16 protein-coding genes are annotated in these 16,145 nt (G+C 68.1%); 11 read left to right on the top strand and 5 right to left on the bottom strand.

All coding sequences use genetic code 11. From position 1 onward, the window contains the following. Positions 1–63: 63 nt before the first annotated feature. Genes M4D77_RS20460 through upp form a run of 3 tightly spaced genes read left to right on the top strand, consistent with a single transcriptional unit; the run spans position 64 to position 3,210 of the window. Positions 64–1,311 (top strand): GTP cyclohydrolase II, encoded by a 1,248-nt coding sequence (locus M4D77_RS20460; RefSeq protein ID WP_058253522.1) that lies wholly within the window; start codon positions 64–66, stop codon positions 1,309–1,311. Then, entirely contained in the window at positions 1,311–2,555 is a 1,245-nt protein-coding gene (locus M4D77_RS20455) for a URC4/urg3 family protein (RefSeq protein WP_259937214.1), read from the top strand. The genes M4D77_RS20460 and M4D77_RS20455 overlap by 1 nt, the downstream gene beginning before the upstream one ends. 25 nt (positions 2,556–2,580) lie before the next feature. Then, positions 2,581–3,210, top strand: coding sequence for a uracil phosphoribosyltransferase (gene upp, locus M4D77_RS20450; protein ID WP_058253501.1), 630 nt, complete (start codon positions 2,581–2,583; stop codon positions 3,208–3,210). A 199-nt stretch (positions 3,211–3,409) separates the two neighbouring features. On the opposite strand, the gene M4D77_RS20445 is transcribed toward upp, so the two are convergent. Further along, the gene (locus M4D77_RS20445; RefSeq protein WP_259937213.1) at positions 3,410–4,120 is read right to left on the bottom strand and encodes a CPBP family intramembrane glutamic endopeptidase; all 711 of its coding nucleotides are present in this window, start codon (positions 4,118–4,120) and stop codon (positions 3,410–3,412) included. Between the two features lie 52 nt (positions 4,121–4,172). On the opposite strand from M4D77_RS20445, the gene M4D77_RS20440 reads away from it, so the two are divergent. Beyond that, complete coding sequence (locus tag M4D77_RS20440; RefSeq protein WP_259937215.1) at positions 4,173–5,159, top strand: arsenic resistance protein; 987 nt, start codon at positions 4,173–4,175, stop codon at positions 5,157–5,159. On the opposite strand, the gene M4D77_RS20435 is transcribed toward M4D77_RS20440, so the two are convergent. Further along, positions 5,134–5,868, bottom strand: a complete 735-nt coding sequence (locus tag M4D77_RS20435) for a glucose 1-dehydrogenase (protein WP_259937211.1) — start codon at positions 5,866–5,868, stop codon at positions 5,134–5,136. The two genes, M4D77_RS20440 and M4D77_RS20435, sit on opposite strands and share 26 nt — an antisense overlap. Before the next feature lie 135 nt (positions 5,869–6,003). On the opposite strand from M4D77_RS20435, the gene M4D77_RS20430 reads away from it, so the two are divergent. Continuing rightward, entirely contained in the window at positions 6,004–7,089 is a 1,086-nt protein-coding gene (locus tag M4D77_RS20430; protein ID WP_259937210.1) for a diacylglycerol kinase, read from the top strand. Between the two features lie 100 nt (positions 7,090–7,189). Here M4D77_RS20430 and M4D77_RS20425 read toward each other — a convergent pair whose 3' ends face one another. Beyond that, positions 7,190–7,840, bottom strand: coding sequence for a response regulator transcription factor (locus M4D77_RS20425; protein WP_259937208.1), 651 nt, complete (start codon positions 7,838–7,840; stop codon positions 7,190–7,192). Further along, positions 7,837–8,970, bottom strand: coding sequence for a sensor histidine kinase (locus M4D77_RS20420; RefSeq protein WP_259937206.1), 1,134 nt, complete (start codon positions 8,968–8,970; stop codon positions 7,837–7,839). Before M4D77_RS20420 ends, M4D77_RS20425 begins: the two co-directional genes overlap by 4 nt. A 151-nt stretch (positions 8,971–9,121) precedes the next feature. Here M4D77_RS20420 and M4D77_RS20415 point away from each other — a divergent pair, with 151 nt between their 5' ends. The 5 genes from M4D77_RS20415 to M4D77_RS20395 all read left to right on the top strand — a co-directional run bounded on the left by M4D77_RS20415 (position 9,122) and on the right by M4D77_RS20395 (position 14,274). Then, positions 9,122–10,045, top strand: coding sequence for an ABC transporter ATP-binding protein (locus M4D77_RS20415; RefSeq protein ID WP_055475418.1), 924 nt, complete (start codon positions 9,122–9,124; stop codon positions 10,043–10,045). Further along, on the top strand, positions 10,042–10,854 hold the full coding sequence (locus M4D77_RS20410) for an ABC transporter permease (RefSeq protein WP_055475417.1): 813 nt from the start codon (positions 10,042–10,044) through the stop codon (positions 10,852–10,854). Before M4D77_RS20415 ends, M4D77_RS20410 begins: the two co-directional genes overlap by 4 nt. 103 nt (positions 10,855–10,957) lie before the next feature. Beyond that, positions 10,958–12,712 carry an alpha/beta-hydrolase family protein gene (locus M4D77_RS20405; protein WP_159370914.1) on the top strand — a complete coding sequence of 585 codons (1,755 nt, stop codon included), beginning with the start codon at positions 10,958–10,960 and terminating at the stop codon, positions 12,710–12,712. A gap of 69 nt (positions 12,713–12,781) precedes the next feature. After that, positions 12,782–13,720, top strand: a complete 939-nt coding sequence (locus M4D77_RS20400; RefSeq protein WP_058253508.1) for an AraC family transcriptional regulator — start codon at positions 12,782–12,784, stop codon at positions 13,718–13,720. Then, positions 13,720–14,274 (top strand): dihydrofolate reductase family protein, encoded by a 555-nt coding sequence (locus M4D77_RS20395; protein ID WP_259937201.1) that lies wholly within the window; start codon positions 13,720–13,722, stop codon positions 14,272–14,274. The genes M4D77_RS20400 and M4D77_RS20395 overlap by 1 nt, the downstream gene beginning before the upstream one ends. A gap of 56 nt (positions 14,275–14,330) precedes the next feature. Here M4D77_RS20395 and M4D77_RS20390 read toward each other — a convergent pair whose 3' ends face one another. Continuing rightward, on the bottom strand, positions 14,331–14,990 hold the full coding sequence (locus M4D77_RS20390) for a PaaI family thioesterase (RefSeq protein ID WP_055475413.1): 660 nt from the start codon (positions 14,988–14,990) through the stop codon (positions 14,331–14,333). A 110-nt stretch (positions 14,991–15,100) separates the two neighbouring features. Between M4D77_RS20390 and M4D77_RS20385 the strand changes: the two genes are divergently transcribed. Then, complete coding sequence (locus tag M4D77_RS20385; RefSeq protein ID WP_058253511.1) at positions 15,101–15,943, top strand: crotonase/enoyl-CoA hydratase family protein; 843 nt, start codon at positions 15,101–15,103, stop codon at positions 15,941–15,943. The last annotated feature ends 202 nt before the right edge of the window (positions 15,944–16,145 follow it).

Below are 16,145 nucleotides of genomic sequence, written 5' to 3'. Positions count from 1 at the left end.
CTATGCTGGCGCTTTCCCTCCGTGGCGGGTGACCGCCTCGAGACGAAGGTGAGGACGACGACGATGTCCGGCGAACACAGGTCCCTGGGCCACATCCGACTGACCTCACACAGCGGCGGGGTCGACGCTCCGCCCATCCACTGGGGGGCGGCCACCGCGGCGGAACGCGGTCCCGTCATCGGGACGACGGGCACACGTGCGCATCGCAATGTCATCGGTACCCACAGCGGCTCCTACAGCGTCTATCGCGCACTGGCCGTCGCCGCCGGCGCCCTTGCACGAGAGCACCGAGCCGATCTCACCAACACCTCGCCCACCGACCACATCGGACCGTATCCACAGTGGGGCGATCCGCGCGCGATCGTCTCGCTGGATCCCTGGGGTGCGACAGTCGCCGAGAGTTTCCCCGACGAGATCGCTCGCGGTTACGACATCCGGCCGACCATCGCGGTGACCAAGGCGCACGTCATCCTTCCCGAGATCGCCGAGGCGATCGAGAAGGGCCGTCTGGTCCCCGACGGTGAGGTTCTGCTGCCGAGTGGCGCGGCTCTGGTCACCAAGGCGGCCGTGGAACCGGTGTGGCATCTTCCCGGCGTCGCCGAGCGGTTCGGCTGCTCCGAGGCCGAGCTGCGCCGGGTGTTGTTCGAGGAGACCGGCGGCATGTATCCCGAACTCGTCACGCGGTCGGATCTCGAGGTGTTCCTCCCGCCGATCGGCGGGCAGACGGTCTACATCTTCGGCAACGCCCGCGACCTCGCCGACCCCTCGGTGGAACTCACCGCACGGGTGCACGACGAGTGCAACGGCTCCGACGTGTTCGGCTCCGACATCTGTACGTGCCGTCCATATCTGACGCATGCAATCGAGGAGTGCATCCGCGGCACCCAGCGCGGCGGCGTCGGCTTGGTCGCCTACTCCCGCAAAGAGGGACGCGCCCTCGGCGAGGTCACCAAGTTCCTGGTGTACAACGCCCGTAAACGCCAACTCGGCGGTGACACCGCGGACCAGTACTTCGCCCGCACCGAATGCGTTGCGGGCGTACAGGACATGCGGTTCCAGGAGCTCATGCCCGACGTCCTGCACTGGTTCGGGATCACCAGGATCCATCACCTGGTGTCGATGTCGAACATGAAGTACGACGCCATCACCGGCTCGGGTATCGAGGTCGGCGAACGGGTCAACATCCCCGACGAACTGATCCCCGCCGACGCCCGCGTCGAGATCGACGCGAAAATGGCTGCCGGTTACTTCACGCCCGGACCCGTGCCCGATGCCGAACAGCTGCGTCAGGTCAAGGGCCGGGGGTTGTGATGACCGGAGCACCAGAGGTGGAACTCTCCGCCTCACAGGCCGCCCGGCTGCTGCGCTCCACCGCCACCGTCCGGAGCCGGTCGCGACAACTCCTCGAACGGGCGCGGGCCGGCGAGTCGTCGTGGTTCATCGTCCACGACGATGCGCGGGACGCGGCAGCTGACATCGTCGTGGAAACGACTCGGTTGCGATATCCCGACGGAGACATCCCTTTTCACAGCAGGTGGCGACATTTCGAGGCAGGCGGTATCGACCGCCTCGGCGCTCTCGACGCCGCCTTGCCCCCGGCCGGCTCGGCGGAGCGAACCCGCGCGCTCATCGACGTCGTGCTGGTCAGCGTCCTCCTCGATGCCGGCGCGGGACCCGAGTGGTCGTTTCGGGAACGGTCGAGCGACCTGGTTCTCACCCGTTCCGAGGGGCTCGGCGTCGCGAGCTGGGTGGCGTTCTGCGAGGGGGTGTTCTCGAGCGACCCGGCCGATCCCCTGCGGGTCGACGCCACCGGTCTGGGCACGGTCACGGCGGACACTCTCGGCGCGGCCTTCCAGGTGGGTCCCGACAACCCGCTCACGGGCCTGCCCGGGCGGGTCGATCTCCTGCGCCGCCTGGGCGAGGTGTTGTCGAGCCGCCCCGAGATCTTCGGTCCGGACGCCCGGCCGGGCGGCCTGTTCGATCACCTCACCCGCGGTGGTCGTGCGGAGGTGCCCGCGGTCGACATCCTGAGCGGGGTACTCGAGTATCTGGGCCCGATCTGGCCGTCGGACAACACGATCGACACCCACCCACTGGGCGACTGCTGGCATCACGACGCCGTCGTCGGCCCGGGCCTCACCGCCGGCTGGGTGCCGTTCCACAAACTGTCCCAGTGGCTGACCTATTCGCTTCTCGAACCGTTCCGCTGGGCCGGTGTCCAGGTGACCGGACTCGACGAGCTGACCGGCCTCCCCGAATACCGCAACGGTGGCCTTCTCCTCGACTCGGGTGTGCTCGCGCTGCATGAGGAGGCCTGGGCGGACCGGGAGTGGGAGGTCGGCGACGAGCTCGTCGTCGAATGGCGGGCGCTCACCGTCGCCCTTCTCGACGAGATCGCCGACCTCGTACGCGACCGCCTCGACGCCGATGCAGCCTCGATGCCCCTGGCCTGCGTGCTCGAGGGTGGCACGTGGGCGGCCGGCCGCGTGCTCGCGAGCCGACTTCGCGATGGGTTGCCGCCGTTGACGATACGCAGTACCGGCACCGTTTTCTGAGCCGACCACCGACCGAGAGGAACCCATGGGCAGCGTCGCCGTCATCGACCATCCGCTGGTCCAACACAAACTGACCCTGATGCGTCGCAAGGAGACGTCGACCAACGACTTCCGCCGTCTGCTCGACGAGATCTCGATCCTGATGGCGTACGACGTCCTGCGTGACATCCCGATGCACGAGATCACCATCGACACACCGCTCGAGACCACCACCGCCCGGGTCATCGACGGCAAGAAGCTGGTGTTCGCCGCTGTCCTGCGGGCCGGCGCCGGTATCGCCGACGGCATGCTGACCGTGGTTCCCGGCGCGCGCGTCGGACACATCGGCCTCTACCGCGACCCGAAGACCATGGTCGTCGTCGAGTACTACTTCAAGATGCCGTCGGAGCTGTCCGAGCGTGATGTCGTGATCGTAGATCCGCTTCTGGCGACCGGGCATTCGGCGGTCGCCGCGATCGACCGGATCAAGGAGTACGGTCCGAAGTCCATCAAGTTCGTCTGCCTGCTCGCCTGCCCGGAGGGCATCGAGGTCCTGCATCGCTCACACCCCGACGTGCCGATCTTCACCGCGGCGGTCGACCGCGAACTCGACGACAACGGCTTCATCCGCCCCGGACTCGGTGACGCCGGCGATCGCATCTTCGGAACCGCGTGATCTCGAGGAGCAGGAAGGAACCCTGCACCCTGAGGTGCGAGCGAAGCGAGCCACGAAGGGTGTAGCAACACGTCTCACCAGGCCCTTCGAGGCTCGTCGCTTGCGCTCCTCACACCTCAGGGAGCAGGGGTTATGGGCTTCTTTCGGATTAGGGAGCATGGTTCGTGGTGCTGCTGCGCGCATACCAGCGGTGTTCGGTCTACGACACCTGCCAGGCCACCGCGGCACCGATCGCCCCGGTGGCGTTCAGTGCCCAGTGCAAGGCGATCGGTGCGAGGAGGCTCGTGGTGCGTTGCCGCAACCACCCGAGCACGAAACCCGCGGCCCCGGTTGCCACGACCGCGCCTGTGATGCCGGCGATCTGTGCAACCGTCCCGGCACCCAGCACGCCGCTCAGGCCTTCGTTGCCCGCGGTGAGACCGGTCGAGGACAGGATGTGCCACAGACCGAAGGCGATCGCACCGACGACCAGCGTCGTCAACGGGGTGAACAACCGGCCCAGAACCCCTTGCAGCACACCGCGGAACAAGACCTCCTCCGGGAGAACGGTCTGCAGCGGAATGATCACGAACGCCGCCAGGAGGGCCTCGGAGGTATCGTCGTAGCGGTCGGACAGGAAGAACTCACGCGTCGCCGGGATCGCGACCGCTGTCGAGACCACGGCCGCGACCACGAGGACCGCGGCCACGGCGACCGGGATGCCGGCGCGCAGTTCCGCACGGCTCAGGCCGAGGTCCCGCCAGCCGAGGCCGGCGAGGCGGGCGATGCCCACGGCCACGACGGCGGCAACCGGGACGATCGCCACCGACAGCGGGCCGTCCGCGAGATGCGCACCAATATTCACCGCGACGAGGAACACGATCACCACGACCAGTAGCGCGACGTCGGTGCGCCGGGACGGGGTGATCACCCGGTCGAGTCTGCCGTACCGCGCCATGGCGGTGTCGGTGAACGCGGCCGCGGTGTCGCAGAATGATTCGGTGCCAAGACCCGCGACCGTCGTCGACCGCCTCGAACGTCACCAGGTCGCCCTCTACCTCGGCGCGATAGTCGCCGGACTGTGTGCGGGACTGGCCGCACCCGGTCCCGCCGAGGGCCTCGAGTCGGCGATCACGCCGCTGCTCGCCGCGCTGCTCTATGTCACCTTTCTGCAGATCCGCCGGTCCGATCTCCTGGAATCGCTGCGTGACCGGCGGTTCCTGGTCGCGGTGCTGTTCCTGAACTTCGTCGTGGCGCCTCTTCTGGTGGCCGTGTTGTCCTCAGCGCTGCCCGCCGACGACGCGATCCGTCTCGGCGCGCTATTGGTGCTGTTGTGTCCGTGCGTCGACTACGTCGTCGTGTTCGCCGGACTCGGCGGCGGGGACGCCCGACGACTCCTTGCCGCGACGCCGCTGCTGCTCCTCGCCCAGATGCTGCTGACACCGCTGTACTTGATGCTGCTGCTCGGTGACGAACGGTCGGTGATCGAGCCGGAGCCGTTCCTCTGGGCGTTCGCGGTCCTCATCCTCTGCCCTCTGGCACTCGCGTGGCTGACCCAGGCGTGGGCGGACCGGTCCGAGGCGGGTCGTCGAACCTCGGCCGGCGCCACGATGACGATGGTCCCGCTCATGGTGGCCGTACTCTTCGTCGCCGTGAGTTCCCAGGTGCCTCTCGTCGGTTCGCGTTTTGCCGACATCGCCGGGGTGATCCCGGTCTACGCCGCGTTCCTCGCGATCATGGTGGCGGCCGGCGTCGCGGTGGCGCGCGTGTTCCGCCTGGCCCCGGAGCCGTCGACGGCGGCCGTCTTCTCCGGAGCCACCCGCAACTCGCTCGTCGTCCTGCCACTCGCGCTGGCGCTGCCGGTCGGGGCGGAACTGGCCGCGGCGACGGTGATCACGCAGACGCTCGTCGAACTGATCGGGATGGTCGTCCTGGTGTGGGCGTTCACTTGTGTGGCACGTCGGCGCTGAGGCCGCCGTCCATCACGAACTCGGCACCGGTCGCGTACGAGGACTCGTCGCTGGCCAGGAACACCACGAAGGTCGACACCTCGCGTGACTCCGCGGCCCGGCCCATCGGCACGGTCACCATGTCGTCGGGGATCCCCTCGGTCATCGGCGTCCGGATGAGACCCGGGTGGATGGAGTTCACCCGCACGTTGTGCGGAGCCAGTTCGAGCGCAACCGATTTCGCCAGACCACGCACGCCCCACTTGCTCGCGACATAGCCGTGCGCCCAGGGACTTCCGCGCAGGCCCTCCACCGACGAGACGTTGATGATCGAGCCACCGCCGGCGTCGATCATCAGGTCCGCGACCGCCTGGATTCCGAGGAACGTGCCCGTCAGGTTCACGTCCAGGATCTGCTTCCACTTGTCCAGCCGGAACTTCTGGATCGTCGAACCGTTCACGATGCCGGCATTGTTCACCAGGACGTTGACCTTGCCGAACTCGTCTACCGCGGTGGACACCGTCGTCTGCCAGTCCTCGGGCGAGGTGACATCCAGGTGGACGTAGCGCGCCGCGTCCCCCAGTTCGGCGGCCAGCGCCTCGCCCTCGTCGTCGAGGATGTCGCCGATCACCACCTTCGCCCCCTCGGCCACGAGGGCCCGGGCGTGCTCGGCGCCCATGCCCCGCGAACCACCGGTGATCACTGCAACCTTGTCGTCTACGCGTCCCATGGGCGGCAACGCTACCGCGACGAGCGCGAAAATAGAACAGGTTCCACCGGAAAATGGTCTACTGAACAGACAAACGTCCGGACAGGTGTACACCACGCCCCACCGGCGCCGATCGAACACAAGGAGTTCCACCTCATGTCCTTCCGGGTAGCTCTCGTCGGAACCGGCAACGTCGGCCGGTTGTGCCTCACCCAGCTGATCGAGGATCCGCGGTTCGAACTCGTGGCCGTCTGCGTGTCTACCCCTGAAAAAGTCGGTGTCGACGCCGCGACGCTCGCTGGGCTGGAGACACCCACCGGAGTCCTGGCGGTGGGCGACCTCGACGAGGCGATCGCGACGAAGCCGGACTGTGTCGTGTACTGCGCCATGGGTGACACGCGCCCCGTCGAGGCCTTCGACGATGTGGTGCGCATCCTCGCCGCCGGGATCGACGTCGTCGGGTCCTCCCCGAACACCCTCCAGTACCCCTGGGACGTCATGCCCGCGAAGGCGATCGCGAAGATCGACGAAACCACCGCGGGCAGCGGCGCCAGCCTGTTCGTGACCGGCGTCGATCCCGGATTCGCCAACGACCTCATCCCGTTCGTCTTCGCGGGCACCTGCCAGCACATCGAGCAAGTGCGCTGCATGGAGATCGCCGACTACGCGACCTATGACGGGGCGACCGTCATGTTCGACGTCATGGGCTTCGGCAAACCGCTCGACGAGACCCCCATGCTGTTCCTGCCGGGGGTACTGGGGTTCGCATGGGGCACGACGATCCGGCAACTGGCCGCCGGTCTCGGCGTCACCGTCGACGACATCGAGGAGATCTCCGAAAGCGAGCCTGCGCCGGAGGATTTCGACATCGCGGCCGGTCACATCGCTGCGGGCACCCGCGCGGCCGTGCGTTTCGAGATCATCGGCAAGGTGGCCGGCGAACCCGTGATCGTCATCGAGCACGTGACGCGGCTTCGAGGTGACCTGCGGCCGGACTGGGCGCAGCCGGCTCAGCCCGGCGGGTGCTACCGCGTCGAGATCACCGGCGAACCGTCGTACACCGTCGACATCATGCCGACGAGCCGCAAGGGTGACCACAACCACGCCGCCATCGTCGCCGCGGCCGGCCGGATCGTGAACGCCATCCCCGCGGTGGTCGACGGGCCCGCGGGACTTCGCACCACACTCGACCTTCCGCTGGTGACGGGCCCGGGGGTTTCGACAGGCTCAACCGGCGGGTAGGCGGCTCCGCGCCCACGGAATTCGCAAACCCACCCCTTTTCCGTAAACGCACCACGCTCGGACCGGGTGGGTTCACGAAAAAGGGGTGGGTGTGTCGACGTCACACCATCCCGGCGTCGTGCATCAGGATCGCGACCTGGACCCGGTTGCCCGCGTCGAGTTTGGTGAAGATGTGCGAGATGTGCGACTTGACCGTCGCAAGACTCATGTAGAGCCGTTCAGCGATCTCGGCGTTCGACGCCCCGCGGGCGAGCTCGACGGCCACATCACGCTCGCGTGCGGTGAGTCGGTCGACACGTTCGACCGCGGACGAGGTCCGGTGACCGCCGCTGGTGACGACCTGTTTGATCAATGCGGCGGTCACCGAGGGACTCAGGGCCGGTCGACCGTCGAGCACCTGGTGGATGGCCGCGACGATGTCGTCGGGTGGCGTGTCCTTGAGCAGGAATCCGTCGGCACCCATCGCGAGTGCGCGGACCACGTAGTCGTCGGCGTCGAAGGTCGTGAGCACGATGATCGCGGGTGGCGAGACCAGTGCCTTGAAGCGGCCGGTGGCCGCGATCCCGTCGAGCACCGGCATCCGCAGATCCATGAGGACGAGATCCACGGGCGCCGTGGCATGGGTGTCGAGGGCCTCCTGCCCGTTGCCCGCCTCGGCGACGATGTCGAGGCCGGCATCACCGCCGAGGAGGAGCCGGAGTCCGGAACGGACGAGGGGGTCGTCGTCGACGATCATGATGCGGGCGGTCATGACTGCCACGGTAACCAGACGTGCAACAGGAACCGTTTGTCCTCGCTCACGGTCACCGACTGCCTGCCGCCGTGCAACCCGACCCGCTCGGCCAGGCCGACGAGTCCGAATCCTGGTGTGGGACCGGTCGAACCCGCTGTCAGCGGTAGCGGGTTCTCGACGAGCAGGTCCACACCGTGCTCGGGTCCGCCCCGGATGTGCATGGTCACCGGCGCGCTCGGCGCATGACGGCGCGCATTGGTCAAGGCCTCCTGCACACACCGATACAGCGTGCGTGAGATCGCCGGGCCCAGCGAATCGACATCGATGTCGCATCGGCTGTCCACACGCATCCCCAGCCGGCGCGCCTCCTCGATCAGCGCGGCCAGGTCCGGAACCCCTTGCGGTTCCTCGGGCGCGGCGTCGCCGGGCCCCTCCCGCAGAACCCCGAGCACCTCCCGCAGCTCGGTCAACGCCAGGTGCGAGGTCTCCTGGATGGTCTGCGCCGTCTCGCGGATCTGCTCTCCGGACAGGTCCGAACGGTAGGCCAATGCGCCCGCGTACATGCTCATCGCCGAGATCCGATGCGCGAGGATGTCGTGCATCTCGCGTGCGATCCGCGCCCGTTCGAGCGAACGCGCCTGCATCACCTTCGCCTGCTGTTCGGCCTCGGAGGCCAGCGCGCGCGCCTGCCAGCTGGCGAGAAGCTCACGCCGCGAACCGATGTAGAGACCCCACGCGACCATCGCCGCCGTCGCGACCACCGTGACCGAGTAACTGATGATGACGGGATCGTTCGCCTCGGTCGGAGTGGCGAAGAAGGCGAGGGCGATGATCCCCGCGACAACGGACAACACCGCCTGCGGGATGATCTCGCGCCACCGACGCCGGGTCGACAGGGACACCATGGCGAGAATGCCCGGTCCGAGAGACGACGACGACACGATGGTCACGATGTTCGTGAACGTCGTGACCGGTACGGGATGGCTTCGGCGCCACCAGATGACGATGTAGGAGAGCACCCCGAGTGCGAGGTCGGCGACGAACCACCACCGGGCCTCGTCCCACAGGTACGACGCACGGGTGGCGAAGGTGCCGGCCGAGACGCAGAGCATCACCGCGAGCCGCCACAATCGGCCGGCCCACGTCATCGGTGGTTGGTACTGCTCAGGACGCACAACCGTCACCGTAGTCGGGCGCCGGTGGTGCCCGCGTCCTCCCGATGGGTGTCGACCCCTACGACTTTCGGTCGATACGACGCTGTCCGGAGGTCCGATGTGCACGCCGTGCGGAAAGGACACGATGGACGACATGATCACAGTGAAGAATCTGACGAAGCGCTACGGCGACTACGTCGCAGTCGACGACGTGTCGTTCACCTGCCGCCCCGGGCAGGTGACCGGATTCCTGGGCCCCAACGGCGCCGGGAAGTCGACGACGATGCGGATCATCGCCGGGCTGACGCCGCCGACGTCGGGGGTGGCGCAACTCTACGGCGTCGACTACCGGTCCATCCCGAATCCCGGCACGCAGGTCGGCATCCTCCTGGACGCCTCGGCTCAGCACGCCGGCCGGACGGGCGCGGAGGTCCTGCGACTGTCGGCGATGACCATGGGCATCGGCCACGACCGCGTCGACGAGATGCTCGAGCTGGTCAGCCTCACCCCGGAGGAGGCCGGGCGACGAGTGCGCAACTACTCCCTCGGCATGCGCCAGCGTCTCGGTATCGCCGCAGCCCTGCTCGGGGACCCGAAGATCCTGATCCTCGACGAACCGGCCAACGGACTGGACCCGGCGGGCATCCACTGGATGCGAACCCTGCTGCGCGGGTACGCCGATCGCGGCGGCACGGTGCTGCTGTCGTCGCACCTGTTGCACGAGATCGAGATCGTCGCCGACGACATCGTCGTGATCGGCAACGGCCGGATCGTGGCCCAGGGCACCAAAGACGAACTGCTCGCCGGCGCCGGGACACGCGTCCGATCACTCGACGACGCGACCCTCGGCGAGGCGCTGAACGCAGCCGGGATCACCGTGCAGCGCAACGCCTCCGGCGGACTCGATGTCGACGCCGACCCCATCGACGTGGGCCGCGCCGCGGCCGCCGTCGGCGTCGTCCTCACCGAGCTGCGGCCCGCGGACGGCGCCCAGCTCGAGGCGATGTTCCTGCAGCTGACCGCGGACACCCAGCGTGAACACACCACACTCGAAGGAGCAGCTCGATGACCCTCGCCGACTTCGGCACCCCCGTGCCGCACACCGACGTGATCGACGTCGAGCGCCCCGGAATCCCGTTCTCCCGACTCGTCCGCGTCGAACTGCGCAAGCTCGTCGACACGCGTGCGGGTTTCTGGCTGACCGCCTCGATCGGAGTCATCGCGGCGATCGTCGTGATCGCGATGCTCATCGCGAACCGCAACAGCCCCGAGAACCTCAACCTCGGACAGTTCTTCGGGATGATGAACATCCCGACCGCCATCATCCTGCCCATCCTCGCGATCCTGCTCGTGACCGGGGAATGGAGCCAACGCACCGCGCTGACGACATTCACCCTCGAACCCCGACGGCAGCGCGTCGTCGGAGCGAAGCTGGTGGCGGCGCTCCTCACCGCCGTCGCGGCGGTCGCGGTCGCGCTCATCCTCGGCGTCATCGGCAACGGAATCGCCGGTCTGGCGTTCCCCGATCCCGCCGGCTCCTGGGACCTCACGCTCGCCGGGTTCGTGAATTCGTTTGTCTCGCAGACCTTCGGCTTGCTGCTCGGTTTCGGCTTCGCCGCCCTGATCCTGAACACCCCGGGCGCGATCGTCGCCTACTTCGCGCTGCCCACCGCTCTGACCGTGGTCAGCCAGCTGGTCCCGTGGTTCAAGGACAATCTCGGCCAGTGGGTGGACACCGGCCTGACGAACGTGCCCTTTCAAGAGGGCGACTGGGCGACCGGGGGCGAATGGGCGAGGATGCTCGTCTCGGCAGTGATCTGGATCGGGCTGCCCCTGGCGTTCGGGGTGCTACGGATTCTGCGGTCCGAGGTCAAGTAACGGACGCCGCTGGATGGCACCACGGTCACGGTCGCCGTAAGCGCCGCTGCCACACCGCGATCGGTGTTACGGTTTCCGGGTTCTCGAGAAAAGAGGAACCCACGTGTCGTCGACCACGCCCACCTCGCAACCACCTGCCGCTCCGGAACCGGACGAAGCATCGGTTCCGGAGCAGTCCGGCGCCACCGGCCCGGCAGAAGGACAGAAGCCGTCGTGGTGGTGGCGGCGGCGGCTCCACCGGTATTCCTGCGTCGGGTTGACGGTCGCGCTCGTCTTTCTGTGGCTGTCGGTGACGCCGTCGCTCCTGCCGCGCGGGCCGCTGTTCCAGGGCATCGTGAGCGGGGCCTCGGCCGCGGTCGGGTACGGCCTCGGTGTGCTGGTGTCCTGGCTGATCCGTTACATGATCTCCCGGGAGGAACCCTGGCCCGCGCCGATGCGCCGACTCTGGGCGGCGCTGGGCCTGGCCGCGATCGCGGGCACCGTCGTCATGCTGGTCGCGTTCCAGCGGTGGCAGGACCAGGTCCGGACGATGATGGGGGTCGACCTCCTGTCCTGGACGGCCTACCCGCAGATCCTGCTCATCGCCGTGGTGGTCTTCGCCCTGCTGATGACCATCGGGCAGGCGTGGGGCGACGGGGTGAAGTGGCTCGTCCGGAAACTCAATCGCGTGGCGCCGCCGCGTATCTCGGCCTTCGCCGCGGCGACCATCGCGATCATCATCACGGTGCTGGTCCTCAACGGCGTCGTCGCCAACTACGGTATGCAGGCGCTGAACTCGTCGTTCGCCGCGGTCAACGACGAGACGACCGCGGACTCCAGCCCGCCGACCACCCCGCAGCGCTCGGGCGGTCCGGGCTCGCTGGTGACCTGGGATTCGCTCGGGCGTCAAGGCCGGATCTTCATCTCGGTGTCGCCCACCGTGGAAGAGCTGAGCGCGTTCAACGGGTCCCCCGCCATGGAACCAATCCGCGCCTACGTCGGGCTCGGCTCGGGTACAGATCTGCGTGCCAATGCCGAACTCGCCGCAGAGGAACTCGTCCGCGCCGGCGGGTTGCAGCGCAAACTCATCGCGGTCGCCTCCACCACCGGCACCGGGTGGATCAACCAGGCGACGGTGGACTCGCTCGAGTACATGTACAACGGCGACACGGCGACGGTGAGCATGCAGTACTCGTACCTGCCGAGCTGGTTGTCGTTCCTCGTCGACAAGGAACGCGCGCGGCAGGCCGGGCAGGCGCTCTTCGAGGCGGTCTCGGAACGGGTGCGCGAGGTACCCGAGGCCCAACGCCCCAAGCTCGTCGTCTTCGGCGAGAGCCTCGGCTCGTTCGCGGCCGAGTCGGCGTTCGGGACCATCCCGGCGCTGAGCGCGCGAACCGACGGTGCGTTGTTCAGCGGACCGACCTTCAACAACAAACTGTGGGTGGACACGACCGGGTCACGCGACGACGGGACGCCGGAAGTGTTGCCCACCTACGACGACGGACGACAGGTCCGATTCATCGCCGACGCACCCGACCTCGACAAGCCGACCACCGAGTGGACGTCGCCGTCGGGTCGCGCGGTGTATCTGCAGCACGCCTCCGATCCGATCTCGTGGTGGAACCCGCGACTGATCCTCCGCGAGCCGGACTGGCTCGAGGAGGAACCCGGACGCGACGTGCTGTCGGCGATGCGGTGGATCCCGTTCGTGACCTTCTTGCAGGTCAGCGCCGACATGGCGGTGTCAGTCGGAGTCCCCGACGGCCACGGACACAACTACATGTCCGCGATCCCGGCAGCCTGGGCCAAGATCCTGCAGCCGCCGGGCTGGACCGAGGCCAAGACCGAACGTCTGATCCCCCTGCTGACGAGGGACTGATCGGCACCGCCGCCCGGTGGAGCAATTTCGGTCGGGCGGGAACGGCTTTCGCGGTTCCATACTCAGAGGGTGACCTCTACCGACCGTGACCGTCTCCGGCAGCTTCTCGACGCGGTGCTGTCCGAGGACAACACCTCGCTCGACGACATGGCCTCGGGCGCCTACGCGTCGCCGTTCCACTTCACCCGGCAGGTCCGGCGCGGTGCCGGCGAGGCACCGGTGGCCCTGCGGCGCCGCGTCCTCCTCGAACGTGCGGCGTGGCTCCTCCAGCGGGGACAGTCGGTGACCGACGTGGCCTTCGAGTCCGGGTACTCGTCCGTCGACGGCTTCTCGCGTGCCTTCAGCCGCGCCTTCGGACACAGTCCCGGCCGCATGGGTGCGGTGGGAGAGCACAGCCACTGGCTGCCGGCGCCGAACGGCATCCACTTCCACTCGCCCACTGCGCTGTACGTCGACAGCGGCTCACCCACGACCGAGGATGCGGGCAACGTGGTGATGCTCATGATTCGCCACGACCTCGACGACATCGAGGCGCTCCTCGACGCCGCGAAGGGGCTCGACGCCGCGTCGTGGACCGCGCCGCGTCTCGCGGGTAACCAGCTGCTGTCCTGGAGTGGACCGGAAGAGTCTCTCGCAGAGGTCATTTCCCATCTCGTCGGCGACAAACTCCCCTGGTTGTCGACGATCGAGGGAGCCGACCTGCCGCCGGCCGCACCGACCCAACTGACCGACCTCATCGAGTTGCATCGCGACATTGCACCGCGCTGGCTCGCCCTGATCCGTGACATCGACCGACGCGGCGCGTGGCAGGACCGTGTGATCGACGCCTTGTGCGACCCACCCGAATCGTTCCTGCTCTCCCAGATCGTCGCGCACGTGTTGACGTTCTCCGCACATCGTCGGCTCGTCGCCCGCTGGATGCTGCGGGACTCCGGCGTCGACGTCACCGCCCCGACTCTCGATCCCGACCCGATCATGTGGCACCGCAAACACTCCGGAGGATTCTGATGGCATTCCGCTACTACACGGCAACGACCCTCGACGGCTTCCTCGCCGACGACCGGGACAACCTCGACTGGCTGCTCAGCCAGCCGCTCGAGGAGGGCGGGCCGATGAACTACGACGACTTCTTCCGGCAGGTCGGTGTCGCCGTGATGGGCGCGACGACCTACCGGTGGATCCTCGACCACGAGGTCTCCGACGGGAAGCCGTGGCCATACGACATACCGACGTTCGTCTTCACCCATCAGTCACTGACGCCGGTGTCGGACACCATCTCGGTGGTCGCCGGGAGCCCCGGAGACCTCCGTGACCGTCTGGTCGACGCAGGGGGCGACCGCCACGTCTGGGTCGTGGGCGGCGGCGACCTCGCCGCGCAGTTCGCCGAAGCCGGAATGCTCGACGACGTCATCGTGTCGATCGCGCCCGTCACCTTGGGGTCGGGCCGACCACTCTTCCCGCGCGCCTACGACTTCGAGTTGCAGGACTTCGCACGCAACGGCGCGTTCCTGTGTGCGCGCTACTCGCCTGTCGGGCCGCGGTCGACTCACGCGGAGGTCTGACCGGTCGTCGGGCGACGGGCCGGCCGCGTCGGGGGTCTGTCGGCGGTGGCGGGGCGTCAGCCCTCGCCGACCGAGTTCCGCATGGCGTCGGGCACCTCACCGCGAGCCCACCGCGGCAGGATGAAGATCCCCTCGGACTCGGCCGTGAGCTGGCCGTCGACCGAGATCGTCCCTGTGACGAACGTCTTCACACCCTCGACCCGATCGACGCGCGCCTCGCCGCGGATCACCCCGAGCGGCGTACCGCGCCGATACCGGACGGTGAGGGTGCCGGTCATCCCGGGCACACCCTGGAACTCCGCGGTCGAGCCCAGCAGCTGGTCGAAGACGAGCGCGAGCACGCCGCCGTGGACGAGTCCGGCCGGACCCTCGTACTGGGGACCGAGTGCGACCTCGAGCCAGCTGTACTCGGATTCGTGATGGAGCTCGACCGGCGGTGCGATCGGGTTCCGCCGCCCCAGAACGGCATTGCCCCAGGACCGTTTGGTGCCGTCGGAGTTGAATCGGATGCCGAACGGGCCCGGCAGCTGGTCCTTCCGGAGGATCTCGGTGGCGGCGGCGATGAGCCGCCTCGCCTCTGCGATGTCTGTCTCACCGACCTCGGTGCGCACCGTCGCATCGATCAAGTCCCGGACGCTGCCCGCGATCGCGGACGCGAGTTCGGTCCGGTGCGCGAGTTCCTCCGGGTCGATGTCCTCCTGGATGTATCCGCTCATGTGCCCATCTAACAGGGTCGACGCACCGCTCTCGCCCCGGCCGGTCGCCGTCGGTTGCCGTCGGCGGATCCGGACACGGCCGCTTCTGACCGCCGAGTAGGCTCCCTCGCATGACAGACCACGCCTGGAACGACCGCGCCTGGACCGCGTTCGACGTCACCGTCTCCGACCACATCGCCGAGGTCACCCTGATCGGCCCGGGCAAGGGCAATGCCATGGGACCGGACTTCTGGCAGGAACTCCCGGAGCTGTTCGGGCACCTCGACACCGATCCGGAAGTGCGCGCGGTGGTGCTGACGGGGTCGGGCAAGAACTTCTCCTACGGCCTCGACCTCGTCGCGATGGGCGGGACGCTGTCGGCCGTCCTCGCCGGGGACGCGAAAGCGGCGCCGCGCACCGAATTCCTCGACTCGCTGCGCACACTCCAGGCCGGCATCACCGCGGTCGCCGACTGTCGCAAGCCGGTCGTCGCAGCCGTGTCCGGCTGGTGCATCGGTGGCGGTGTGGACCTGATCTGCGCGGCCGATGTGCGCTACGCCAGCGCCGACGCCAAGTTCAGCGTGCGTGAGGTGAAGGTCGGGATGGTCGCCGACGTGGGCACACTCGCGCGCCTGCCGTTCATCATCGGCGACGGTCACATGCGGGAGCTGGCGCTGACCGGCAAGGACATCGACGCCGCCCGCGCCGAGAAGATCGGTCTGGTCAACGATGTCGCCGACGATCAGACCGCCGTGCTCGAGCTCGCCCGCTCGACCGCCCGCGAGATCGCCGACAACCCGCCGCTCGTGGTCCACGGCATCAAGTCCGTTCTCGACCATTCGCGCAGCGCCGCCGTCCACGACAGCCTCCGCTACGTCGCCGCGTGGAACTCCGCGTTCCTGCCCAGCGAGGACCTCACCGAGGCCATCACTGCCGTCTTCGAGAAGCGCAAACCCGAGTTCAAGGGCCGCTGAGTCGCCCTGAGCTTCGAGGCTCGTCGACCTCAACGCGCTCCGTGGTCGCTTGCTCCGCCCGGCGGCTTGCGCTCCTCGCACCTCAGTACCTGCGGCCTGGCGGCCGCCGTGGACTACGAAAGAACACGCGTGAGCGTCCACATCTCTGCTCCCTGAGGTGCGAGCGAAGCGAGCCACGAAGGGCTCCGCAACCTGCCTCACC

Origin of the sequence: Gordonia sp. p3-SID1431, from assembly GCF_025143765.1 — a bacterium.
Taxonomy (GTDB): Bacteria; Actinomycetota; Actinomycetes; order Mycobacteriales; family Mycobacteriaceae; genus Gordonia; species Gordonia hongkongensis.
The sequence above is the reverse complement of the archived record's forward strand: the minus strand, read 5'-3'. Positions and strand labels throughout refer to the sequence as shown.